The 24340-nt window shown below is 48.4% G+C and carries 11 protein-coding genes; 2 read left to right on the top strand and 9 right to left on the bottom strand.

Annotation, left to right across the window (positions count from 1 at the left end):
* The first annotated feature begins 9 nt into the window (after positions 1–9).
* Both AC1DXC_RS21180 and AC1DXC_RS21175 read left to right on the top strand, forming a co-directional pair.
* Complete coding sequence (locus AC1DXC_RS21180) at positions 10–1251, top strand: cystathionine gamma-synthase family protein (protein ID WP_477461181.1); 1242 nt, start codon at positions 10–12, stop codon at positions 1249–1251.
* 283 nt (positions 1252–1534) lie between these two features.
* Positions 1535–2128 (top strand): dihydrofolate reductase family protein, encoded by a 594-nt coding sequence (locus tag AC1DXC_RS21175; RefSeq protein WP_477461180.1) that lies wholly within the window; start codon positions 1535–1537, stop codon positions 2126–2128.
* Between the two features lie 71 nt (positions 2129–2199).
* Here the strand turns inward: AC1DXC_RS21175 and AC1DXC_RS21170 are convergent, their stop codons facing one another.
* The 9 genes from AC1DXC_RS21170 to AC1DXC_RS21130 all read right to left on the bottom strand — a co-directional run bounded on the left by AC1DXC_RS21170 (position 2200) and on the right by AC1DXC_RS21130 (position 23976).
* The gene (locus tag AC1DXC_RS21170; RefSeq protein ID WP_477461179.1) at positions 2200–4029 is read right to left on the bottom strand and encodes a glycoside hydrolase family 35 protein; all 1830 of its coding nucleotides are present in this window, start codon (positions 4027–4029) and stop codon (positions 2200–2202) included.
* Positions 4030–4066: 37 nt separating this feature from the next.
* Complete coding sequence (locus AC1DXC_RS21165; protein ID WP_477461178.1) at positions 4067–6496, bottom strand: glycoside hydrolase family 2 TIM barrel-domain containing protein; 2430 nt, start codon at positions 6494–6496, stop codon at positions 4067–4069.
* Positions 6497–6505: 9 nt separating this feature from the next.
* Positions 6506–8029 carry a glycoside hydrolase gene (locus tag AC1DXC_RS21160; protein WP_477461177.1) on the bottom strand — a complete coding sequence of 508 codons (1524 nt, stop codon included), beginning with the start codon at positions 8027–8029 and terminating at the stop codon, positions 6506–6508.
* Between the two features lie 51 nt (positions 8030–8080).
* A complete protein-coding gene (locus AC1DXC_RS21155) occupies positions 8081–9586 on the bottom strand; it encodes an RICIN domain-containing protein (protein ID WP_477461176.1) in 1506 nt (501 codons plus the stop codon).
* A gap of 69 nt (positions 9587–9655) precedes the next feature.
* Positions 9656–11359, bottom strand: coding sequence for a RagB/SusD family nutrient uptake outer membrane protein (locus AC1DXC_RS21150; RefSeq protein WP_477461175.1), 1704 nt, complete (start codon positions 11357–11359; stop codon positions 9656–9658).
* 11 nt (positions 11360–11370) lie between these two features.
* Positions 11371–14547 carry a SusC/RagA family TonB-linked outer membrane protein gene (locus AC1DXC_RS21145; RefSeq protein ID WP_477461174.1) on the bottom strand — a complete coding sequence of 1059 codons (3177 nt, stop codon included), beginning with the start codon at positions 14545–14547 and terminating at the stop codon, positions 11371–11373.
* 280 nt (positions 14548–14827) lie between these two features.
* Complete coding sequence (locus AC1DXC_RS21140) at positions 14828–18997, bottom strand: hybrid sensor histidine kinase/response regulator transcription factor (protein WP_477461173.1); 4170 nt, start codon at positions 18995–18997, stop codon at positions 14828–14830.
* Between the two features lie 285 nt (positions 18998–19282).
* Positions 19283–20623 carry a vanadium-dependent haloperoxidase gene (locus AC1DXC_RS21135; RefSeq protein ID WP_477461172.1) on the bottom strand — a complete coding sequence of 447 codons (1341 nt, stop codon included), beginning with the start codon at positions 20621–20623 and terminating at the stop codon, positions 19283–19285.
* The gene (locus AC1DXC_RS21130; RefSeq protein WP_477461171.1) at positions 20620–23976 is read right to left on the bottom strand and encodes a VCBS repeat-containing protein; all 3357 of its coding nucleotides are present in this window, start codon (positions 23974–23976) and stop codon (positions 20620–20622) included. Before AC1DXC_RS21130 ends, AC1DXC_RS21135 begins: the two co-directional genes overlap by 4 nt.
* Positions 23977–24340 lie beyond the last annotated feature (364 nt).

Here is a 24340-nt window from a genome sequence, read left to right as displayed (position 1 = left end):
AATTGCGGCATGACCACTTCTAAAGGATTTACGACCACCCTACTCCATGCCGACCGCTTAAGAAAACCTGAATTCGGTGCCCTGCATCAGCCTATTCATACCGCAGTAACGTGGGGTTATGACGATGTGCAGGGACTCGTCGACGTGTTTCAAAACAAGGCCAAGGGGTATGCTTATTCCCGCCAGGGCAACCCAACCGTGGCAGCTCTGGAAAACAAGGTTACCCTTATGGAACAAGGTATAGCAACGGTTGCTTTTTCTACCGGTATGGCCGCCATCACGGCAACGATATTGGCACTGGTGAAGGAGGGCAGCCATATCGTTGCCAGTTCTTTCCTCTTCGGGAATACCAGAAGCATATTACAAACCTTTACGGAAATGGGCTTGGATATTTCTTTTGTAGACGCAACAGATGTGCAAAATGTCGCGTCGGCAATAAAGGAGAATACTTGTATGGTTATCGTGGAAACCATAGCGAACCCTGCGACCCAAATTGCCGACTTAAAAGCTATCGGCGAGCTTTGCGAACAAAGCAAGTTGATTTATATGGTGGATAATACAATGACATCACCCTACCTTTTCAAGCCGGCCACGGTTAAAGCATCGCTTGTAATCAACTCACTTACCAAATATATCGGCGGGCATGGCAACGCGCTGGGTGGCAGCGTAACCGATACCGGGCTTTATAACTGGGAAGCTTACCCAGGCATAGCCCCAATGCTGAGGCAGCAAATAACGCCGAAACTTTTAGGGATTACCCAGATAAGAAAGCGCGGCTTACGCGACGGCGGCGGCACGCTTTCACCGGAAGCGGCGCACAGTATTTCGGTTGGTGCCGAGACCATGGCCTTACGTTTGGAGCGGGCTTGCAGCAATGCCAATTCAATAGCAGCCATGCTTAATGCTCACCCATTAGTAGAAAAGGTTTATTATCCGGGCCTTGCCAATCATCCCCAGCACGCGCTTTCTGCCCTGTTATTTAAGTTTCATGGCGGGCTAATGAGTTTTGCCTTAAAAGATGGCATTGATGTGCTGGCTTTCTTAAATAAGTTGCAAGTGGTAATCAAAAGCAGTAACCTGGGTGATACCCGTACCCTGGCTATCCCCGTTGCCCAAACTATCTTCTTTGAGCTTGGCCCGGAGAAAAGAGCTGAAATGGGCATCCCCGAAGGAATGGTGCGATTATCAGTTGGGATAGAGGACCTGGAAGATTTGCTGGAGGATTTCGGGCAAGCATTGGGGTCTATTTGATAAATCAAAATCATCTATAATGAAGCGATTTTCTTTAAACCTTCAAGGAAAGATTTTGAGAACTGCCTGCTAACGGCCAGTCATTTAAAGCCTCGGGCCAATAGCCTTGAGGTTTTTTAATTGATAACCAATTACAGTGGGCGCCTCTTCTACAACCGCCAAATATATGGCGCATTTCACCCCTGATTTGTCTTTTATGCACCCGCAGGAGTAGCAACTTATGGTGCAAATTTGTGTTATACAAAAACAAAAATTTTAACTAAGCAAACGGAGGCAAAATCTTATGAGAAAAATAATCGTTTTATCATTCATCACATTAGACGGCGTAATACAGGCACCGGGCGGCCCCGAGGAAGACCCAACTTCAGATTTCGCATACGGCGGCTGGTCTGCACCCTATTCCGACAAGGATTCGGGCAAGCTGATGCAGAAACAGATGGCACCTACAGATATACTGTTGGGCCGCAAAACATTCGATATTTTTGCGGGCTATTGGCCGCAACACGCGCAATACTGGCCGGGCATCAACGAGGCTAAAAAATACGTACTATCGAATACGCTCACCGAATCAGGCTGGCATAATACAGAATTTCTAACCAGCCTGGCTGATATTGAAAAACTTAAAAATTCTGAGGGCGGCGATATTAAAGTTTGGGGCAGCGGCGAACTGGTGAGGGCCTTGCTGAAGCATGACCTGGTAGACGAGCTTTGGCTTAAAACTTACCCCATTATCCTTGGTAAAGGCAAGAACTTGTTTAGCGAAGAAAGCACACCGACAACGTTTACTTTGTTTGAAAGCGCAATAACGCCGAGCGGGGTGATATTTGCCAACTACAAACGGGCTGGCGAAGTAAAGACGGGCACCATCGAACCTTAAAATCATGGAACGCGATTTAATAAAAACGGCCTTCCTACAACAGGAAAGCCGTTTCTATTTCAACGTTATAACTATCGCTGTCCTAAGCTATCCAATATTGGTTTTTTGATGCCGGGCAAATCGTTCTGATCGGTTTTTAATAATTCCAGTACCTCAATTTCATTCTGCCCTGCTTTGAACCATTCGGCCGGGGCGTAAATGGTTTGCTGCGGGCCTATGTTCCAATAACGACCAAGGTTATGCCCGTTTAGCCATACCGTACCCTTGCCCCATTTGCTTAAATCGAGGTAGGTATCTGCCGGTTTTTTTATGTTGAATATCGCCTTTTTTATCACCGGCTTACCTAGGTTAGTTTGCAGGCCTTTGCCTTTTAAGTTCAGCTTATCCAATGGAAGGCCGTAGCTATACCAATTTTTCACTGCTTTGCCGTTGAACGAAACGCCCCCGGTGATGCCCTTTTTATTCTTTAATAAATACGGGCCAAAGTTTATTCGGCCAAGGTTTTCTACCAGTATATCTAATTGCACTTTCCCCTTAGGCAGGGTAAGCTGCAGGCTATCCTGTTTCAGGCGCCTATCCAACACGCCCACGCGTTTGCCGTTTATGTAAATGATGCCATAATCGCGCAGACCGTCAATTTTCAGCGTGCCTGTTTTACCTCCGGTCACAGTGGTGCGATATAGCACGAAACCGTATGCCTGGCTAAGGTCCTCAAATGTTTGCGGGTTTGCATGCAGTTTTGCCGCCGGCAGGTTGCCCAATAAGCCATAGGTTCGCGTAAAATGGATGGCGGGCAAATCTGCCGATGGCTTAGCCGCCGGCACCTCGGGTAATGTTTGGCCGGGTGCGAGGTGTTTTTGAATAACCGCCCTGAATTTTAGGTATTTGTCGGTAGCGTTGCCTGCTTCATCAAGCGGCGCATCGTAATCGTAGCTGCTTATCTGTGGTTCGTAAGGGTCTTTATCGTTGTAATTAGCTCCGTTCATGAAACCGCGCGTGGTGCCGCCATGAAACATATACATGTTGATGGAAACCCCGGCCGACAGTACCGAATCGAGCCTGGCCAGATAATGCTCTGCCGGTACAGTGTGGTGTTTAGTGCCCCACCAATCGAACCAGGCAGGGTACCACTCGGCTATAAAATACGGGCCCTTGCCACCGTAGTTCTCATTAATCAGGCGTTTTACCTTCGCCACATCGTCTACACCGTTTATGGCGGGCAGCAGGCCGGGCAAGTGGCCATCTTTTATGGCGGCCTCTGGGTCGCAAGTGTACAGTTGCCCGTCAAACCCAGCATCGAGGAACATTTTTTGGTTCAGGGCAAGGTAATCTTTATCCGCCCCGTAAGAGCCATATTCGTTCTCTATCTGCACCATCAAAATATTGCCGCCGTGGTTTATTTGTAAGGGCGCAAGCTGCTTGCCTACCTGCATAATATACTTGTGGTAGGCGGCCAGGTATTTAGGCTCTTTACTACGCACCTGCAGGCCCTGCTCCTTCTCCAGCCAGTACGGGTAGCCGCCAAACTCCCATTCGGCGCAAACGTATGGGCTGGGGCGCAGTATCACCCAAAGGCCCTCCTCCTTTGCAATCTTCACAAACTCGGCAATATCATGGTTGCCACTAAAATCGTACTGGCCTTTCTGCGGCTCGTGCGCGTTCCAGAAAACGTAGGTACCGATGGTGTTGAGGCCCATGGCTTTGGCCATTTTCATACGGGCACGCCAGGCTTCGCGCGGTACGCGGGTGTAATGCATCTCGCCCGATATTATCTGGAATGGTTTACCATCTAACAGGAATGCGTTATCGCTTAGGGTAAACGTATGTTTAGGCGTTTGTGCCCTAAGGCGGTACGGCGTGAATAAAACGAGGACGAACAATAGTAGTTTTAGAAGTTTCATATAGTGCAATACGGTGTTATATTTTTATGAAGACGGGCTATTTTACATCAAGCCTGATGGTAGAAGATTTTAAACTGCCCGAACTGAACTGAACCAGCACGGTACCCGGCCCTCCGGATGTTTGTATGTAAGCCAGCAAGCGGCCATGTAGTGCCTTCCGTTGGTTTGCCTGATAACTTTCGTGGCTGCTATTGCTGCCGCTTTCCAGCCCTAATAGCTTGGCGGGGCCGGTGATAGTTACGCTGATATCATCTTCGGCCGTAAACACGGGGTTACCGTCTTTATCGGTCACGTACACTTCAACCTGGCATAAACCACCTGCGTTGCTTTTAAAAGATATTTTATCGGCCACTGCTTTAAGTTGATAAGCGTCTCCGACAGTCCTGATAGCATTGCTGCATACCTCAACACCGTTGTTGTATCCTTTAACACGCAGTTCGCCGGGTTGGTAGGCTACCTCCCAATATGGCACCTGGCCTTTCGCCGCAGCGCGGGATTGCCTACCCAAGGATTGCCCGTTCAGAAACAATTCTACCTCCTGGCAATTGGTAAAGCAATCTACTTTTGTTTTGCTTCCCGGCTGCCAGTTCCAAATTGGTTCGGCGCTACGGTGGCTCCAAATGCCTTTATCTTCGATACTGGTTATGGCACGCGTGCCTATATAAGTCATCGGTTTATCGGCCCATAAGCTTTGACGGTAAAAGTATTCGGGTTTTTTAAAGCCTGCCAGGTCAATAAGCCCTGCGCCATTACTACGCTGTGGCCATTTGCCGGCCTCGCCGAGGTAATCGATGCCCGTCCACAGGTATTGGGCCGAGATGTATTCGTTGCTATCTACAGCCGCCCAGGCCTGCTGCGCCATACCGTTCTCGCTGCCATAGATAATGCGGTTGGGGTATTTCTTATGGTCGTCGGCGTAGCGGTATTCCTGGTAATTATAGCCTACTACGTCCAGCTCTTCGGGGTAACCCACCTGGTTAGACATTACCACCCCTGCAAGCGCAGCAGTAACGGGGCGGGTGGTATCAACCGCCTTCACCGCTTTTGCCAACTGCCTGGCCAATGACGTAAGGCCGCTGGCTGCCGGATGATCGGGCAGATACCCCTTACCGTAAATTTGCGGGTTGCGCCCGGTATTGAGCACTTCGTGGCTATAAGGGTCGTTAGGGTAATCAATTTCGTTGCCGATGCTCCACATAATGATGGATGGGTGGTTGCGTGCACGTTGCACCATATCGCTTACATCCATGTCGGCCCATTCTTTAAAGTATTCGTGGTAGCCGTCTTTTGAGGGGGTACCTACGTTCCAGCCGGCCACCCATTTGTTTTTGCCTATTGCCCACTCATCAAAAGCTTCGTCTATAATCAGGAAGCCCATTTTATCGCACAAGTCATACAGGTAATCTGCATGGGGATTATGGCTCAGGCGGAGCGAGTTTACGCCGGCATCTTTCAGGATATTAAGCCTCCGCACCCAAACTTCTGGCGGTACGGCAACGCCCAAAGCGCCCGCATCATCGTGGATGCATACGCCTTTTAGCTTGGTACTCTTGCCATTCAGGAAAAACCCTTTATCCTTATCGAAACGGATACTGCGGATGCCTACATTTTGCGTCACCTCGTCTATCTTTAAGCCTTTGCTAAGTAACGTGACCTGCAATTTGTATAATTCCGGCTTTTCGCTACCCCACAAACGTGGAGTGGTTAGCTGCTTATCGAAGCTTATTTGCTGTTTACCCGCTTTTGCAATGAGTTGTTTTTGCAGCGTTGCGGCCACTTTGCCCTTACCATCAAAAAGGTTTATTCGCACCGTAACGGGCGTATTGGCGTTGCCGCTGTTGGTAACATCCAGCTTTACGTTTATTGCGGCTTTGGCAGCAGAGACTTCCGGTGTGGTGAAGGCTACATCCCACAGGCCTACATGTACCTGATTTTTCACCACAAGGTAAACGTTGCGGTAAATGCCCGAGCCTGTGTACCAGCGCGAATCGGCAAACTGGCTGTGATCTGCCTTTACCACTATTTGGTTTTGGCCCGAAAGGTTCAGGTATTTGCTAAGCTCGTACTGAAACGGGATAAACCCATTTGGCCGTTTGCCCAGCAGGTGGCCGTTTATCCAAACCTCGCTGTTCTTATAAACCCCATCAAAGTAGATGTACACCTGTTTGCCGCGCCAACCGGCGTTGCCCGCAAAGCTTTTTTTATACCAGCCGATGCCGCCGGGCAGGTAACCGGTGGCACTGGCCCAGGTATCGCTAAAAGGGCCCTCTATGCTCCAATCGTGTGGCAGGCTTACGTTTTTCCAGTCGGTTTCGAGCTTGAGGCTATCTATGCCTTTATTAATATCGCCCTTATGAAAAGCCCAGCCGGAGTTGAATATAGCAGGCGTACCGGGTGCCTGCGCTTTAAGCAGCAAAGGCAACCATATGAGGGTAAAGGCTGAAAGTAGCAGGTAAATCTTTTTCATTGCAGGCAGCTAATTAATGGTGCCGATAAAAGTGACGATGGAGCGTGCCGGAATAGTGGCGTTATTCCCGGTAACTTTCCCGGATTTAAGCTCCGAATCCTGAGCGGTAAGATATGAGGTCTCCAAACTCAATTTTGCCGATACTGCATCAAAGCCTGTCGTGACCGGCTCTTTAGTTGTATTGACGATTACGAGCGTAAGCTCCCTCCCATTTTTAAATGCCGAAACCAGCAGCGGGCCGCTGCTGGGCGTTGCGGCTATCCGCACCGCATCCTGTGTAATAAAGCGACTGTAATTGCCCATAGCCCAAAGCATTTTACTGGCGTAGAAATTGCCGTCGGTTTTGTTTTTATCGATGTAGATGAGGCCGTCTTTATAGTCGTAAGGCGATATGGCGGTCCACCATTGCCATGCTGATGCGTTGGCTACGGTTAAGTCGGTATGTATTACTGATGCCAGGTACAGCGCCGCGTCGATGCCCAAATCGCGGTGGCGGCCGTCTATTTCGCCGGCGTTATCGCCCAAAATGCAGTATTCCGATTGCCATAACTGCAAGCCATTTATTGCGGCCACGGTATCGGCCAGCGCTTTGCGGGCTTTTACCGAAGCTGCCATTGGCGATGTAGTGAAATAGCTGTGCGTAGCTATGGTACGGCTCAGCGTAGGCAAATCGCCGATATAAGCAGGCGTGCCGGGTTTGAAAAAATCGTTAACCTGGTTGCCTTTGCCGTGCTTATCGCCTTTGGTAAAAAGGTAATTGATGCTCCCGGCTTCGCCAATCAATATTTTAGTGCTTATTTTATCTTTTTGGAAGGTTTTATCAATAGCGCGTACCAGCCCGGCTATTTCGGCATTATTGTAGGGGCATCCCTCCTGCCCGCCGTCGCTCCAATCCCATTGGGGCTCGTTAACAGGGCTGATGTAATCGAATTTTATCCCGGCTACTTTTTGCAAACCCTTTACCGTACTGGCCAGGTAAGCTGCAAAGTCATCGTATTTATCAGGCGTTATGTTCACCTTGCCTTTAGTTGCGAAGCTTTTTCCATTTGCCGTAAACTGTACCGGCGGACTATTACTAAATCCCAAAAATTGTTTCACGCCGCGCTGTTTCGCTGCCTTTAAAAACCATACCTGGCCTGCCTGGTTTTGCCAGTTATAGGCACCATCCGCATTGAGGAACGATTCGGCGCGCCGCCATTCATCGCCAATACCACTCGCATTGCCCTGCTGAGTGCTGCCCGCACCTATATTAAACCGCCATTGCGATAAACCAATCCCCATGGGCGAGCCATCGGGATAAGTATTACGGCTAAAGAGTAAATCGGCTATCCTATTGCGTTTGGCATCGGGCCAATTGCCTACAAACTGGCAGGCCCATGCATCTGATGCCGCAAAATTGCTGATGGTTTGGTAGGTTTTGGCAGCATCGATATGTATAGTTACTTCACCGGACTGCCCATTGGCAACCAGCCGGCCAAGCGCCAGGCAGGTTGCCGTTAAAAGGGCAAATCTAATAGTTGATGTTCTGATCATTATTTAAAAAACAAAGCGGGCAGGCCTGCCGGCATTGCCCGCTTTTGTAAGTTACTGTTGTATAATTTGCCACTGCTGGTTGGCGCCCGCATTTGCATTCCATTGTATAATACCCGCGCCGTTAGCAGTAGATGCGCCGTTAACATCAAGCGCAAACCCGCTGTTTCTGTTTATTACTTTATAAATACCCGAGCTGGCAGCGGTTAATTGCCATTGCTGGTTGTTGCCGCCGTTCCATGGCCATTGAACAATCGCTGCACCTGCAGTAGTTGAACTCATATCTACATCAAGGGTTTTGCTGCTGTTACGGTTGGTGATTTTATAATAGCCACCACCATTGTCGGTAATTATCCATTGCTGGTTGTTACCTCCATTTTGCGGCCATTGAATAATGCCGGCACCATCAGCTGTTGACGAACTGTTAACATCAAGCGCCTGCCCGCTATTTTGGTTTAGCAAGCGGTAGAAAGCACCCGTGTAAAACACATCGGTACCACCTGCGCCCACGCCCCACGCATAGGTAAGGCGGCTTAAGCCCGATAAATTGGTATTTGTAACGGTGATGCCTGCGCCGCTTCCGCTTAATTGCTGCATGGCATAAATATCGCCGGTGCGTATGCCGGGCCAATAAACACTACCCATGCCGTAACTACGCGCAACGTTGGTAAGGCCCTGCAGGTAGGCAATTTCCGGGTCGCCGCCTATGGCACCGGTATAGTTTTTGCCGCCCGTCATAGGTACGCCAAACTCGGTAAGCACAGCGCGGCTGGCATAATTACCTATATTGCTTTTAAAACGGTTTTCCCATTGGGCTGCGGTAGTATTGGTGCCATCACTAAAAAAGTTATAATCATGTATAGATAGCAGGCAACCGGTAAAGCGGCTATCGGCCCCAACTCCCTTAATATCCTGCGAGTAAGAGGTGCCGCTAATTAAAATATGCCCTTGCGGCACTGTTGGGTAATTGCTTAACCATTGCGCGCAAATGGTTGTCCAGTCGGTTAACGAATATCCGTGAGGTTCGTTAAATATCTCAAAGTAAACGTGGGGGTTACTGCCGTACCTGGCAACTACCGCTTTCCACATCAACCAAAACTCCGCCATATTATCTACTTTCCCATCGGCTTGCGATTTGGATTCCCAGCAAGCCAATATTACATTCATATTTTTGCTGATAGCCTTATCAATAACGCCGATATAGGAACCCCACCAGGCTTGCGACACGGTTGAATAATTCACCGGTAAGCGCAGCGTGTTTGCGCCCGTGTTGGCTTTGATACCGGTTAACACGGCATCAGCCGTTGCGGATACGGTAGCGTAACTGTCTGAAGATGACAAGGCGCTTAAAACCAAAATACCATCGCTAAAATTATCGCCGTCTGCAGCCCAGTTCACTCCTTTGAGGGGGCCGGCCGGGGGCGAATCGGTCGTAACCGGAACAGGGGGTAAATCCACTACATCTGTTTTGTCGTGGTTATCGGCTACAGGACCTTTATCTTTCTTACAACCGGTTATTAAAACACCAGCTATTAACACTAAACCAAATATTCTCTTCATGGGTAAGCCGGGGTTGATGCACTATTAAAGCAGAAGGGAGCAAGTAATACTCCCCTCTGCTTATTTTTATTAGTAACCTGCGTTTTGCTGTAATTGACCACCCGAAGCCTGAATCTCCGCACGCGGAATTGGCAGCCAGTAGTGTTTGGTAGCAAACGAACGGCCATCTAACGCTACTTTTGGCGTATAGCTAAAGGTGCCATCACCATTTTTGGTGATGATTACACCTGCTGCCGGTTTATTTTCGGTAACATCAGCAATCTTCCAGCGGCGCACGTCGTAAAAACGGTGTTCCTCGAAAGCCAGCTCAACACGGCGTTCGTAGCGGATAGCATCGCGCATTTGCGACTGCGAAAGCCCGCCTGCCAGTGCCGGCATGTTGATGCCCGGCCTTGCACGTATCATGTTGATTGCTGTGCGTGCGCTTAGCGTCGATCCGGCAGGTATCGCATCAGGTCCGTAAGCTTCGTTGGCTGCTTCGGCAAAGTTCAGCAGTATCTCGGCATAACGGAAGTATATCCATGGCTGGAAACCCGCGTTACCCCAAGGGTTTTGAAGCGGATACGCATCGTTCATGAATTTTTTAAGGTAATAGCCGGTTTTGGTGGTATTCCAGTTATCGGCACCATCCTTGCTATCCTTGCCACCCGGGGTAAAGGTTTCTATATTACGGTCTCTATAAAAAGAGCCATTGTACAATACGGTAGCAGAAAAACGCGGGTCGCGGTGTTCGTAAGGCTTAGCGGCGTTATAGCCCGATGTTGCATCGGTAATGGCTTTGCCGTTGTCCATCTCATAATCATCTACCAGGTTTTGCAATGGCGTGTTACCCGCCCAGCCGCCATAACCATTAGGGCCGTTGGCAATTTCCAGGTGCGTATGGTTATCGTTTTTGGTGTATAAACGCTCGAAGATAGTTTCGTTGGTTTCGTTCACCAGGAACAGGTTGTTGTAACCGCCTGTGTAAATACCGTATTTATTAAGGCTGATAACGGCTTGTGCCGCAGTTGCAGCATCGGCCCAGGTACCTGCACCCTCATAAAGCGGGCTGGCAGCATAAAGGGCCAGGCGCGATTTTAATGCCAATGCAGCACCTTTAGTTGCTCTGCCCAATAACCAGCTGTTATCGTTGTTCAAAGGCAGTTTAGAGGCTGCATCATCCAACTGTGCAAGCACATAAGCAATGCTTTCTTTAATCGTAGCTCTTTTGTAAAGCGATGGATCTTGCAAATTGTCGCTCAGGCTGGTTACTTTATCGCCCATCAATACTATGCCGCCATAGTTGCGGATAAGGTCCTGATAGCGGAAAGCCCTGATGAATTTCAGCTCGCCCTCTATACGGGTTTTATGGCCCGCGCTCATGGGTAATTTCGATAATATGCTCAATGCATAGTTACACTCCCTTATGCCGCGGTAGCTCCTGCCCCACAACACGCCTGCGCCGCCGAGGTTTTCGGGGGCCAGTTGCCCGCGCTGTACCAACCAGGTGGCATCGTCGTTATTGTAGATAGATTCATCCGTGAGCGAGCTCCACATGCTGTATTCAAAGCCGCGGCCGAAACCAGGGTTGGTGCCGTCGGCTTCTTTATCCTGCAGTTTGGTGCCGATGTAACGGTTGGTTACGTAAGCCTCGAATACTGCGGTATCTGCCTCTATGGCCGATGTTGCGATCCTATCGGTTGGCTGTACCGTCAAAAAATCTTTTTTACACGCTGTTATGCCCAGCATACCGCCAAACAGTATAAACAACGGGGTTATATGTTTCAGTTTCATTGTTGTTCTTGTTAAAATTTCACGTTAGCACCTAAGTTGATAATGCGCTGCTGCGGGTAAAACTGGCCGCTGCCGCTGGTTCCTTCCGGATCGTAATCCTTCACCTTGGTTACGGTGAATAAGTTGAATCCGCTTGCGTAAACCCTTAACCCACCCAGCTTAAGTTTCGATAGGAATTGTGAATTGAAGTTATACCCTAACTGCACGTTTTTCAACCTGATGAAAGAAGCATCGTTCAACCAGAAGGTGTTATTGTACTGGCCTCCGCTAATGGCGGCTGATGCCCTATCGGTTACCCTTGGGTAAGTGCCGGTTGTGTTACTTGCGCTAAACCTGTTATCGGCCCAGCTGCTGTAGAAGTTACCTATACTACCCGACTCAGGCAAAACGTATTGGCTAACCTGCGCCTGACCTGCAAATAACACCGAAATATCGAAGTTTTTGTAGGCGGCGTTTAAAGCTATGCCGTAGGTAATTTGCGGTATGTTGCCGTATTTGGTGCGGGTTTGGTCATCGGCGGTTATTTTGCCGTCCTTGTTGTAGTCATCGTAAATAAGGTCGCCAATTTTTGCGCCGGTTACATGTGGATGAGCATCAAGATCTGCCTGCGTGCGGAATATACCAACAGCATTGTACAGCAGATAGGTGTTCATCGGGTGACCTGTTTGGCGTTGGTAATCAAGCGCTCCGCTTGCTTCGTCGATAAACACAATCTGGCTTTTGGCATAAGTGATGTTGCCGCTGATGCCCCAGGTAAACTGGCTCGAAGCAGTTGAATTGTAGCCCAGGCTTCCTTCAACGCCCTCGCTGTTTACTTTACCGATATTCTCAGAAGGCACCAATGGATCTGACCCGTAAGGGTTTACGATACCCGATGTACCGGGCAATGAAGCGTTACGGGTAGCCAATATGCTCGACCTTTTTTGCTTGAAGTAGATAGCCTCTATGGTAAAGTTGTGCAGGAAGGTTGCGTTTAAGCCTATATCGAGCTTGCGGGCAGTTTCCCAGGTGATGTTGGGGTTGGCTAATTTTACCAGGTTAACGTTTGGTTGGATGGTGCTTGAGCCGCTGCCCGGTTGCGATGCCACGAAGCCGTTGCTCACTAATACATAGTTATCAAAGTATTGGAAACCGTTTACGTTATCGTTACCTAACGAACCGTAAGAAGCGCGCAGCTTCAGGTCGTCGATAAAGGTTACCTTGTTTTTAAACCATTCTTCTTTAGAAACCCTCCATCCTACTGATGCTGATGGGAAATAGCCCCACTGTTTGCCGGAAGGGAAAATCGAGCTACCGTCTGCACGTAACTGACCTTCGAACAGGTATTTCTCATTGAAAGCGTAGGCCAATCGGCTAATCACGCTTCGGCGATTATAGTTTGAGCTGTAACCCGAGTTAAGATAATCGGTTGCCGCGCTGCCACCCTGCGAAAGTTCGGGCAATTGTGACGACAAATAGTTAAAACGCCTGGCATCGAAATAGTCCAGATGGCTTTTGCTTTGCTCGTAACCAACAAAGGCATTGATATCATGCGCACCGAATTTGCGTGCGAAGTTCAATTTGATGTTGGAAGTAATGAGCTGCTGGTTGTTTTGCGATTCGAAGAGCGTAGCTGCATTATTGTTGCCGCCTACCACTACTTTGTTGTACACATCACCACCACCGTAGCTGTACAGCACGTATGGTTTGCTGAAGCTTTTATCGAAAGCGTTAGATTTATCTACCGAGAAGAAACCATCCAACGACAAACCTTCTATCCCTGGCAAGGCATAGCTACCTTTCAATATACCATTGAAAACCTGGGTTGGGTTACGGTTAGTGCCGGCGATATCAGTTACCTGTACTGCAGGGTTATTGTTTTCGATACCGGTTGTTGGCAAGCCATTTGGATAAAATGCAGCTATGATTGGTTTTGCGCGATACACTGACCTGAAAACATCGCCTGCGCCCACCTGCGGAAACAACCTGTCTTCCTGGCGACCAGAGATAGATAAGCCAACCTTAAGGCGTTTGGTAACATTCGCATCGATATTAGAGCGGAAATTATACTGGTGATATTGAGTTACGCCGTTTTTATACAAACCATCCTGGTAAAGCGTACCCAACGACACGAAGTACTTCACATCGTCGTTACCACCAGCTACCGATAGGCTATGCTGGTTTTGCAGCGCGTAGCTTTTAAGCGTTTGCTTTTCCCAATCGGTGTTTGGGTAGTTAAGCGGATCTGAACCATTGCTGAATTTTTGGATCTGATCTGCAGTGTATGATTGATTTAGGCCGCCTGCGGGGTTAGAATCGTAGTTTATCTCGTTCATAATCTGCGCATAGGTGGCAGCATCAGCCATCTTAGGTAAACGTGTTGGCGAGCTAAAGCCTTGATTGTAGCTATAATTGATTGTAGGCTTGCCTGTTTTGCCGCGTTTGGTAGTTATCAGGATAACGCCGTTTGCCGCCCTGTTACCATAAATGGCCGCAGATGCATCCTTCAATACCGACATGCTTTCGATGTCGTTAGGATCAAGCCTTTCCAGGCCACCTATTTGGGCCGCTACACCGTCAACAACAATCAGCACATTATTGCTGCCTGTTGTTGCTAAACCACGCACAGTGATGTTAGAGCCATCGTAACCAGGCTCGCCGCTGCGGTTGTTTACAATAACACCTGCAACACGGCCCGCTAAAGCGTTAGAAAGGTTGGGGGCCGGGCTTTTAACCAGTTCTGCGCCCTTAACCTGCGAAATGGATCCTGTTAAGGTTGCTTTCTTTTGGGTGCCGTAACCTACTACTACCACTTCGTTGAGCGATTTGGAATCAGCCTCCAGTTTAATATTGAAAGTGGTTTGGCCGTTGATGGCTACCTCCTGCTTTGTGTAGCCGATGTAGGTAAACACCAAAGTGCCCGAGGCATCGGGGATGTTCAAGGTAAACTTCCCGTTAACATCGGTAACTACCGCTGTTTGGCTACCTTTTAACGATACTGTTACGCCTGGCAGGGTTTCGCCTTTTTCGTCTGTTACCACGCCGGTAATTTTGACGTCCTGCCGGGCTACACTGTTGATGCCGGCATGCGCCCGCGAAGGCATGGCAATGCTACCCGCGCAGGCAATAGCCATGCTGGTTGCCAATAAGAAAAGCCGCGGTAATTTTTTCCCGTGCGGAGAATCTTTTACATGTAAATTTAGTTTCATATGGGTTATTGGTTTTTAATTGGTTTCACCTCCGGCCCGTAGCACACATCTAATCGAAAAAGGGCAGGGCCGGAAACAATCGCGTCCGTTTAGTTTTTGCCTATCAATTGATGCCTGTTACAGGAAATCGGTTTACACCTTGGTTATTGGTAGGTCTAAATTCAGGTTAAATCATTAAAAACTGTGAGGGGTAAATTCTGATTTAGATAGGGGGGATTTAATAAAAAAGCCTCAAATTTAGGTTTTTTGAGGCTTTTTGGGCAGGGGGTAAAATAATATTTTAGTTTTCTTTCAATACATCGCGATTGATGTTGTAGTTATTATGGAATGGCTTGCGGTACTTCTTGATATAATCTGAAGGGTTTATGCCGAAAAGCTTGAAAAACTGCTCCCTGAAATACTTCAGATCGTTAAGCCCTACCTTGTACGCGGTTTCGTACACGGTGCTATCTGTAGTAAGCAAAATCTCGGCAGCTTTACGCAGGCGGATGAAACGGATGAAACTATTTGCCGATTGCCCCGAGATAGATTTGATGCGCTTGTACAGATTTGAGTGGCTCATGCCTGTTTCTGCTGCAAGGGTTTTGATGCTGAAGTCGGGATCTGTTAAATGCTTCTCTACTATCTGCAGGCATTTTTCCAGGAACTCTTTGTACTCCTGCGATATCTTGAGGTCGTTGGTGTTGTTGAGCGTTATTTCGTTGTAAAAGTACTTTTGCAGGTTATTGCGGCTTTTAAGGATGCCGTTTACGCGGGCTACCAGCATCTCTTTTTCGAAGGGTTTGCTGATGTAATCGTCGGCACCGCCTTCTATACCCTTTAATTTTATTTCGGGCGACGAACTGGCTGTAAGCAATATTACCGGGATGTGGTTTAAAACGGGGTCTTCTTTTATCCGGCTGCAAAGCTCTATCCCGCTCAAGCCCTGCATCATCACATCGCTTATTACGATATCGGGCACCAGGTGATATACCAATTCCAACCCCTCGGTGCCATTATCGGCTTCAAATACTTCGAATTTGCCTGCAAATATCTGTTTAAGGTAGGTACGTATCTGCTGGTTATCATCAATAAGCAACATGGTCTTGGTGTCGGAGCTTAAAGCTTCAGATTTCATATGCGGCGCTGCTATCTCAGCCTCAGCCATCAGCATGCCTTCGTCGCTATCAATGAGTTCATCTAAAAAGGCCGAAGTTTCCTGCACATCTTCAAAAATAAATTGCTGGCCCAAATGTTCTTTGCCCTTTAACAACGAAACATTGAACACCGTGCCCTTACCCGCTTCGCTTTGGTAAGTGATACTGCCTTTATGGTTTTCGATGAAAGCCTTCACCAAATAAAGCCCGATACCAAAACCGCCGGCCGTGATGCCTGCATTCTGCAATTGGTAAAACTTGCCGAACAAATCGTCGCCCGTGCCTTCGGCTATGCCGCAGCCGCTATCTTTAATGGCTATATCAACATTGCCGCCGCCGTCGGCTATGGTGCAGCTTACGCTACCATGCTCGGGCGTAAACTTCAAAGCGTTCGAAATGAGGTTGAATAGCGCAATCTCCAGTTTTTCCCTATCGGCATAAATCTCGATGGTTTCGGCTTCACATACGAAATCGAATTGGATAAAGCGGGTACGCGCCTGGTGGTTAAAGCACAGGAACACTTCACGGCAAAGCGTAACTACGTTAAGCTTAACCACCTTTAGCTTATCGGTATCGCTCTCGGCTTTTCGGAACAGCAGTAACTGATCTACCAGGCTAAGTAAGCGGCGTGCGTTGCGGTAAATGATATGCAGGTTGCCTGCATCGTTTCCGTGCTCAATTTTGCCGAAGAGCATATCCTTCACCGGGTTGATGATGAGCGTTAACGGGGTACGGAACTCGTGCGAAATGTTTGTAAAGAACGAAAGCTTGCGTTCATTCAATTCTTTATCTTTTTCGGCCGATAGCTGCGCTATTTTTATTTCGTATTTAAGCTGGGATTGGTTTATACGGTACAGGCGGTAGTAATTGATGAGCAAGCCTGCTGCAAGCACGTAGCAAAGGTAGGCCCACCAGGTTTTATACCATGGCGGCAGTACTCGTATTTGCAGCGTAGCATAATTGTTGAACCAAACCCCGTCCTGGTTAGATGCCTTCACCCTGAATACATAAGTACCGGGCGAAAGGTAACGGTAAGTGGCCGAGCGCTGAGTGCCTACGTAGTTCCAGGCCTTGTCCAGCCCATCCATTTTGTAGGCAAAATTCCCTTTTTGCGGATAGGCGTAGTTAAGGGCCGTGTACTGTATAGAAAATACAGGCTGATCCGGCTGTAACACCAGTTCTTCTGTTTCGTTCAAAACATTGGGCAATACGGCGCCGTTTTTATCGTGGCCGTCAACATCAACCTGTTTATCAAAAATTTGCAGGCCGGTTATCACTACGCCGGGGCGGTAATTGCTTTTATACACCTGCGAGGGATAAAAGATGTTGAGTCCCTGCGTACCGCCGAAGTACATAGCTTTGCGCTTATCGTTATACATCGCCGAACCTACGTTGAACTGGCCCGCCTGCACGCCATCGGACTGGTCGTAATTTGCTATTTTGCCGTCTAAAGGATCTATGCTCGATAGGCCTTTGTTGGTACTTAACCATAAGATGCCGTTGGCCGCCTCCTTAATAGCGTAGACAGTATTATTGGCCAACCCGGTGCTTTCGTCGAAAACTTTTAAAGTTTTGTTCCGCAAATCATAAACCAGCAGCCCATCCCCTTCTGTGCCTATCCAAAGCTTTTGTTGCTTATCCTGTAATAACGAGAATACTACGGCGCTTGGCAGGCTGCGCTTTTCGTCGACAGTGTTCAGCGGCTTTACGAATTTATTTCTATTAACGTCGAAGTAATCCAGCCCTCCGCCAAATGTGCCTATCCATAGGTTGCCCTTGGTATCTTCGGCAATAGCCCGTATATCGTTTGAACTTATGGCGCTATTTTCCGGTGTATAATTGGTAAACGTGTGGTTCTTGGGGTTGTAAAGGCTCAGCCCCCCGCCGTTAGAGCCTATCCAAAGCTGCTTGCGCGAATCCTGGAAAATAACACGCACATCGTTGCCGCCAAGGCTGTTTGTCAAGCCCGGTGTATGCGCAAAATTGGTAAAATTGTCGGTTGCCCTGTTATACAGGAAAAGGCCCTTTGCATAAGTACCAAACCACGAATTATTATCGCTATCGGTAAAGCCGCTCAGGATGGCGTTATCGGTTAAGCTGCCCGGCCGGCCATCGGCCTTGTATTGTTTTATCAGGGTGCCGTCGGGACTGGTTTTCAACAGGCCGTCGCCATCGGTACCCAGCCAAAGCATGCCTGCATTATCCTGGCTCATACCGTAAAACCGCACCATACTTTCGCCTTGTGCGTCGGCATGTTTACGCTGTACGCGTGTAAACTTTTCGGTTCTATTGCCAAGCATGTATATCCCGTTGCCATAAGTGCCCACCCAGGTGTTCTTGTCGCGATCGATAAACAGCGTTTGTATCGATCGTTGGGTAATATTAAAGCCATCCTCGCCCGTTACAGGTTCCAACGAAAACGAGTTGACATTGTAATCGGCAGATGTACCCAGATCCAGCTTGTATAGCCCGCCATCCTGCAGGCCAACAAGCAGCTTTTTATCGCTGCCCTCGTTTAACGACAGGTAGCGTTTATTTCTGATACCAGCTTGCGCACTTGTTAAATGGTAAAATTTGCGCAGGCTGCGGTTGTAGTAAAACATTCCGCTAACGGTGGCTATCCATACATTATGGAAATGGTCCTCAAAAATATCATTGATACGGCCCAAAGGCGCATCAGCACCAAGACTAAGCCGTTTGCCAATAACGCCGTTTTTTTGCTCGAATACGTTTAAGCCCGCCTCCTGGGTGCCTACCCATAACAAACCCTGCGAATCTTCGGAGAGGGAGATAACCCGGTCATCACCCAATTGTGGGAACGTATTTTGCCTGTAGTTTATAAACCTGGATTTTTTTGCGTCGAAATACGAGAAGCCAATGCCATAGGTGGATACCCAAAGGTTATCGCCCCGGGCGGGCACAATGTTATTTACGTCTTCTTTGGCTGTACGCCCCGCGTTTACTTTATAATGGATAAAGCTTTCTGTACGGGGATCCAAGCGGCTCAGGCCATCGCGCGAGCCAACCCATATAAAGCCGGATTTATCGGTGTACACCTTTTCTACATAGTTACTCAAAAGCCCAAGCGAATTCCGTTGTTTCGATTTGAACACCTTGAAAGAGCTGCCATCGAAACGGTTGAGCCCATCGTTGGTGGCAATCCAAATAAACCCCCTGGCATCTTGCGTGATGCTGTTCGCGATTTCGAAAGAAAGGCCATCCTTTAATGAATATTTTAAGACCTTATTATTAACCGGCGTTTGCGCACGTAAGCTTAAAGCCATGAACGGCAAGATGCCGGAAAGGTAAAACATAGTAATGAATTGCTTTCCAAAACCCTTTCTTAAAAATTCAACCATGCTGAACCCGATAATTTATATGATGCGCCCGAGGCAGATGTATCGGGCTAATAATTGGTTTATTTAAACGTCGGCATGCCTGCTTTTGTTTGCGACGCAGCCGATCTCTCCGACAAGAACATCGTTCTACGGATTTTATTAAAAGGGCAAATTACAATTTAATTGTTTACACAACACCTAACGATAAAACATTTTGCCCTCCGTTTTATCGAAACGAACGCCCACCATGGTGCATCACCCCTATTTAATCTCTTCTTTTTCAAGGCAATTGAACTTATGCAGCACCCATCGGCCTATTTCTTCGCCCTGCAATTTGCCGTTGGCAATGCCATCTGCAAAGTGGATGCCGCCCAGTAACCGCGAATAGCCGGCCTCGGCAGCCGCTTGCGAAAATGAGCCGAACTTACGTGGTTTTATACCAAAAGCAAGCTCCACATCGTCGGTATAATTAAAATTAGTGCCAAAATAAGATTCAAGGATAACTGCCGAGGTGGACGAAATGCAGGAGTGCCCGCTAAGATATTCCGGAAAGGGCGGCGTTTGCAGGAAAGATTTCCACCGGGGGTTTAAATACTGGTGGATGGCCGTTTCCGGCCGGATGCGATTGGTTTGGTATTTTTGGTACCAGCAGCTTATAAAGCTATCCATCAACCCTATCGCAACCATGGCGTGTATGGCCATGGCTTTATCAAACCCAACGTTTGCCTGTTTGCAGGCTATGCCGGTTATCAGCATCCAATGTGCGCCCGGCGAAATTTTCTTTAGGCCGATGAGCATGTGACCATTATCCTGCACGGCAAAGGGGTTGCAATCCCAAAAACCGGCTATGGCGCGCTGCCCGGCAGATAAGGAGTCTGCATCGTACCGTTGGCACTCCAGCATCAACTTGTAAAATCCCGACTTCTTGTCTGTGGAGAAAGGCACAGGCGGGGCCGGATTAAACTGGTTGCAAGCCTGCAGCGTAAAAGGCCTTACGGTAGCAAAGTAAGGCTCAACCGCACCCATGTAGGCAGGCGGCGTGGGGTACCATGCACCGGCTGTATCTTTTGGCACATAACGTTTAAAGTTGCTGATGCGGTTGTAGTTGTCCTTAACCGCATAGCCAATAATTTGCACGCTAACTTGTTGCGCGTACTTTAAAGAACTATCTATCTTATCCTGCGCAAAACCTATTTGCAGGCACGAATCGATAAGCCGTTGCTCGAATACTTTTATAGCCGCGCCCGATGGCTGCATTTTAGCAGCCGTTTTGGTGATAGCAAACAAGGCAGCAAGTTGGGCATCGTAATTGGTGACCAAAGGCTTTTTTACCTGCGGGTAGCCATTTAGTGCCGTGGAAAGTTTCATTATCGAAACGTCGTTTTGGGATAGCACCTCGTAGCCCGACATGCACGAATAAGCGAAAAAGCGTGCAGCCAAAGGCGGGTTGGTTACATCGTGTACCATTTGCGCGCTCATCGTTTTTATCACTTTAGTGATATCAGCCGCGTGTAACGCGGGCTTGCCTGTACGTTTCGGCGAGCAGTTCATACCCAGGCACATCAGCAGGATGCCTGTTAAAATAAAGCAGTACTTTTTCATTTACCCGTTGATTTATAGGCCTGCATAGTGGATTGGTTTATAGCGAAAAGCAGTTTGTCCCCTACCTGCATCACGCTGCGTACATCGCCGGTGATGTTAAAACCCGATTGTGCTTGTTTTACTGTTATAAAGTTACCGTTTGCCTGCCCCTTTAGCAACAGGCCATAATTTGCATCGTACTTACCAAAGCGGAGCCGGGCTTTGTTCATGTTGCCGCAAAGGAGCAAATCTGTAATACCGTCATGGTCGTAATCAAAAGGCGTTATGGTAAACACGGGCGAAAACTGTGCTTCGGCGGGTAAAGCTTGTGAATGCAGCCTGCCGGTTTTATCGCTTAGCAGGTAAGTTGTGGCTAAGATATTAGCGGACAGGTGCCCTGCTCCTTGCAGTTGCTCTGCAGTAAAAACATCCTGCAGGGTTGCATCTGCGTAGCTTTTGTAATCGGTAAACTTGCCACGCATGATACTTATCTGATCCAACAACTCGTCGCGGGTAAGGTACGGGTACGATTGATGTTGGATGTAAAAGCAGAGGATGGGGTCGATAGCGCCGTTTTTGTCAAAATCCTTGAAAAACAGCTCAGCTGGCTCTTTATCGCTCGCCTTGCATTGCGAATTGGTACCCTGGTTGCCCAATATCAAATCGGGGTGCCCGTCTTTATTAAAGTCGCCCACGGTGATGCAGTTCCACCAGCCGCTGTATTGTTTAGGCAGGTAATCCGCCGTCTTGTCTACAAATTTTCCGTTCACGTTGATGAAGATGGTTACCGATATCCATTCGCCTACTACAACCAGGTCGGGGCGTTTATCGCCATTCAGGTCTACCCAGGCAGCATCGGTAACCATGCCGAGTTTACTAAGCAGCGGCAAGTATTGTTGGGTGGCATCGGTAAAATGGCCCTTGCCATCATTCAAAAGCAGGTAGCTCTTTGGCGTTTCGGGATAGCGACCGGGAATAATACGACCGCCTATAAAAAGGTCCGGTGCGCCGTCGCCATTGAAATCCGCCGCCTTAACGCTGCTCTTGCTGGTATAAAGGGCAGGGATGGCGTTATCGGTTTTCACGAAGTTGCCTTTCTTATCATTCAGGTATAGCTCATCGCTTAGGGTTTTGTCCTCGGCTTGCAAATCATCGTAACCGCCTGATGCGCAATAAATATCGGGGTAACCATCGCCATTGGCATCAAAAAATGCCGGGATTACCTCCGTCTTCAAGCCGCTCTGCGCAAATGCGGCTTGCTCTTTTTTCACGAAACTACCATCCCGTTTTTGTATGTACAGTAATGATGCCTGCCCTTTGCCGCCGCCAATGAAGATATCCTCCATACCATCCTTATCTACATCGGCCTTTGCCATATGCGGCCCCGAAAAGGAAATGGGGTTCACCAACAGCGGTTGGCGCTTAAAATCGTTTGTTTGGCTAATGGGCTGGCTGTAGTTGATTGGCGATGCAGTCTTAACAAACAGGGTGTTTGCGGCCGACATATGCCCGGTTTTGTTGTCCGCATCCTGTTCGGACAAGGTTATCCGCTTGTTAAGCGCCTGCCCGGCAATTACCTGCGTTTTGCCCGATGGCCAGGTGATCCTTACAGAATCGACGGTTTTTATTTTCCCCAGGCCAAAATGCAGCACCGGCGTTACCGACGACTGATACCCCCGGGCAGGCATCTGCTGCAAGGTTTGCAGTTTTGCACCGGCATATAGCGTAACAAGCGCGCCGATACCGTCGGTATTTTTGCTAGCGCCTTTAAGTTTGATGTCCAGGTAATGGTTATTGGCATCGGCGGCAGCACTGTTTTCCAGTATCGAAGCCGGTTCGTTAACGTTATTGGTAACCAGGTCAAGGTCGCCGTCGTTATCCAAATCTACATATACGCTGCCGTTGCTGTTTGATGCTTCTGTTATGCCCCAGTCCGCAGATACATCGGTAAACGATAAGCCGTCCTTATTTTTGAACAAGTAGTTTTTAACACGCGATGAGGGCATTTCTTTCACCAGGTTAAGCAGGTCCTCCCGCATTACAGACCGGTCCTTCAAATTATCGCCCATGTACTTCAGGAAATCCATATTAGTATAATCGCGCGTGAAACCGTTGGTTACAAACAGGTCCTTAAAACCGTCGTTATCATAATCGGCAAACAATGGCGACCAACTCCAGTCGGTATTAGATATGCCGGAAAACTGCCCTACTTCGCTGAATGTGCCGTTGCCGTTGTTGATGTGCAGCATATTGCGCATGTACTGATAGTAGAACCCGGCCTTTACGTTCATGTTGAAGAACTCGTAATTATCGGTACCCATCAGCAGCTTTTGGCGGCGGTTATCCTCGGGCAGCATATCCAGTGTGAAAATATCGGGGTGCCCATCGTTGTTGATATCGGCAACGTCGTTCCCCATCGAGAAGAACGAAGTATGCCCAAGCATTTGGCTCAGCTTATTGGTGAAGGTGCCGTTGCCATTGTTTATGTACAGCTTATCCGGAATGCTGTAGTCGTTATCCAGGTAAATATCGGGCCAGCCGTCGGCATTTACATCAGCAATACCGGCTGCCAGGCCGTAGGAGATGGTGCCATTCTCTATACCCGCGTCCCCGGTAACATCTTTGAATTTGCCATCGTCGTTACGCAGCAGGCGGGTGCCGCGTTCGGCGTCCTTGGTTTTTACCAGTTCCTTCAGGGCGAAGACATCCATGTTGTTGAGCCGTTCGGGACTGTGGTTTACCAGCAGCAGGTCCAGGTCGCCATCGCGGTCGTAATCGAAAAAGTAGCCCTGGGTACTGTATGACGGGAAATCGAGACCATATTCGGTCGTTGAATCCTTGAACACCGGGATGCCTGCTGCATCGTTCCCCTGGTTAATGAGCAATTGGTTTATGCGCTTCTCGGGCCGTAACTTGCCCGAGTAACAGAGGTATAGGTCGGGCCTGCCATCGCCGTTTACATCGGCAACGGTGGCGCTTGTTTTCCATGGCCCGGGCCGGCCGGCTGCGCCTGCTTGTTGGGTAACATCCGCAAAAACCATATGGCCTTTGTTGAGGTAAAGTTTATTATCAACCATGTTGCCGGTGAAGTACAGATCCTGCAGGCCATCGCCATTGAAATCGCCGACGGCGGCTCCCCCGCCATTATAAAAATACTCGTACACCAGCACATTGGTGTTGAGGCCCTCGGTAAGCTGGTTTACGAAACTTACATGCGTTTGCGCAGTATCCAGCGCATGAAAAAGCGTTGGCCGCGACCCGGGCGCACTATCGGTACCGTTGTTGCAAGCCGCCAAACCAAGCAGGAATGCCAGTGGCGCAATGTAGCTGAGCCCTAAGGGCAACACAGGAAATAGCGAAGGCTTTGGCTTCATATAAAATCAGGAAAAACGGCAACGCCACGGAGGCGTTTAACAATTGGTTTAAGCAGCCAAATTACTTTTTTTAAAGCGGATAGCATAGGGGGTATTTCGTTACAATACGGGGGGATAAATGAGAAAATGGACAAAACCCTGATTTTTTGGCCGGGGGGTGTTCCACTTCCGCGTGTGAAACACCTGTTTTTTAATTATAATTGATAATCAGCGCTTTAAACAAAACAGGTGGAACACTTTGGAACATCCCTATTGTTTAGGTAAACTATGTAAATTATTAATATTAAGCTAATTATATAAATTAATAAAATTTGCTTTTTTCAGAGTGGAACACCCACCGTGTAACGCTAAAACCAGCTTACTG

This window comes from Mucilaginibacter sp. P2_D11 (assembly GCF_056404435.1).
Note: the sequence above shows the minus strand (reverse complement) of the source record. Positions and strands in the feature narration are given on the sequence as shown.

Excerpts from the sequence above, each read along its gene's own strand:
- AC1DXC_RS21180 (WP_477461181.1), top strand. The coding sequence starts at position 10 with ATGACCACTTCTAAAGGATTTACGACCACCCTACTCCATGCCGACCGC.
- AC1DXC_RS21175 (WP_477461180.1), top strand. The coding sequence starts at position 1,535 with ATGAGAAAAATAATCGTTTTATCATTCATCACATTAGACGGCGTAATA.
- AC1DXC_RS21170 (WP_477461179.1), bottom strand. The coding sequence starts at position 4,029 with ATGAAACTTCTAAAACTACTATTGTTCGTCCTCGTTTTATTCACGCCG.
- AC1DXC_RS21165 (WP_477461178.1), bottom strand. The coding sequence starts at position 6,496 with ATGAAAAAGATTTACCTGCTACTTTCAGCCTTTACCCTCATATGGTTG.
- AC1DXC_RS21160 (WP_477461177.1), bottom strand. The coding sequence starts at position 8,029 with ATGATCAGAACATCAACTATTAGATTTGCCCTTTTAACGGCAACCTGC.
- AC1DXC_RS21155 (WP_477461176.1), bottom strand. The coding sequence starts at position 9,586 with ATGAAGAGAATATTTGGTTTAGTGTTAATAGCTGGTGTTTTAATAACC.
- AC1DXC_RS21150 (WP_477461175.1), bottom strand. The coding sequence starts at position 11,359 with ATGAAACTGAAACATATAACCCCGTTGTTTATACTGTTTGGCGGTATG.
- AC1DXC_RS21145 (WP_477461174.1), bottom strand. The coding sequence starts at position 14,547 with ATGAAACTAAATTTACATGTAAAAGATTCTCCGCACGGGAAAAAATTA.
- AC1DXC_RS21140 (WP_477461173.1), bottom strand. The coding sequence starts at position 18,997 with ATGTTTTACCTTTCCGGCATCTTGCCGTTCATGGCTTTAAGCTTACGT.
- AC1DXC_RS21135 (WP_477461172.1), bottom strand. The coding sequence starts at position 20,623 with ATGAAAAAGTACTGCTTTATTTTAACAGGCATCCTGCTGATGTGCCTG.
- AC1DXC_RS21130 (WP_477461171.1), bottom strand. The coding sequence starts at position 23,976 with ATGAAGCCAAAGCCTTCGCTATTTCCTGTGTTGCCCTTAGGGCTCAGC.